We start from the raw sequence: 1,347 nt of genomic DNA on the forward strand, positions 1-1,347 counted from the left end.
GTTCGTCATGATCTGACCAGTCTCCCTGCCCGCGACCGCGGGCAACAGGACGACTCTCATAACGACTGGACCTACGAAACGGGGTCAGCCCACCGGTCAGGAGGGACCGGGGCCGTCTAGCTCCCAATCCTCATTGTCCTCGTCTTCTTCGGCGGTGTCGCCGACGCCCGCCGCCTCGGAGAGCCCCATGCAGCTGACGGCCACCGAGACGTGCGAACAGCTGGCAGGCAACCGCGGTGGTCTGGCGTTAGACGTCCTGGACTTCAGCGTGGACTTCTACATGGAAGACCTCGTCATGAGCGATAGGGATCGTCGCGTGGCGGGGTTGGTGGAGCAGGGCGATCAGCTGCGCGCGGTCGCCCATCCCAAGTATCTCGACACCTTGGACCGTCTGATGGCCGAGCCTGAGGAGATCCAGCGCATTGTGAAGTCGGGCGGTGGCAGGTACACGATGCCAATGCAGGACATCGTGCAGTCTGTGACCGGTGCAGCCACCGACTGCTACCAGCCCGGTGAGGAACTCAACAGGTTCGTTGAGAACATGACGCCCATCATTAACCGCATCCCGGAGTATGCGGCGCTGGAGGTGGACGGCGCGTCCGGGGGCGCATCCTCCACGCCGGCTGCATCGTCGACCTCGACCCCTACTGCGGGGTCTGCTCCTGCATCGGAGCCCACGCCCACCCCTGAGCCCACGCCGACGCTCTCGGAGGAGACGGAAGCGGCAGCCGAGCATGAGGCCGGGGATGTGCCGATGGAGTACCAGTCGGCGCTTCGCAAGGCGTACAGCTACGAAGAGAACATGGACATGTCCAAGATGGGCATCTATGGCCAGCTGGTCTCCGAGTACGGTGAGCAGTTCTCACCAGAAGCGGCGCAGTACGCGATCGACAACATGACGGACGTGGACTGGAATGCCAATGCGCTGGCCAAAGCGAAGAGCTATCAGGAGATGATGGACATGTCGCCGTCTGCGATCTACGACCAACTGGTCTCGGAATACGGCGAGGAGTTCACGCCCGACCAGGCGCAGTACGCGATCGACAACCTGTCCCAGTGACGCCCGGGCATGCCCCGCGCGTTGAATGAACGCGTCGGCAACGGTGTCGCCAGGTGGTCCACCCGCCGCCCGCATATTCTGGTCCTCCGCAGCCCGCGGAGGACCAGAATATGCGGGGCTGTGTTCCGCCTGACGCAGGGCCGGGGTGATCTCTAGCTGTTGTGGGTCATGAGGTTCTTGCCACGAGGCGCCGGCTGAGATGAGACGAGTGGGCCTCTCCCGCAGGATGGAAGTTCCTACACCACCGACCTGCCCGAGAAGACCCACTCATGACTCACGCTAACGCA

Annotated in this window: 1 protein-coding gene; it reads left to right on the plus strand. The window is 63.4% G+C overall.

Translation table 11 applies throughout. From position 1 onward, the window contains the following. The first annotated feature begins 187 nt into the window (after positions 1-187). Complete coding sequence (locus DE149_RS11560) at positions 188-1,060, plus strand: Ltp family lipoprotein (RefSeq protein WP_231119478.1); 873 nt, start codon at positions 188-190, stop codon at positions 1,058-1,060. The last annotated feature ends 287 nt before the right edge of the window (positions 1,061-1,347 follow it).

It is taken from the genome of Micrococcus sp. KT16 (assembly GCF_003315015.1).
Taxonomy (GTDB): domain Bacteria; phylum Actinomycetota; class Actinomycetes; order Actinomycetales; family Micrococcaceae; genus Micrococcus; species Micrococcus luteus.

Bases quoted from the DNA above. Each gene is read 5' to 3' on its own strand.
- DE149_RS11560 (WP_231119478.1), top strand. From the start codon at position 188: ATGCAGCTGACGGCCACCGAGACGTGCGAACAGCTGGCAGGCAACCGC.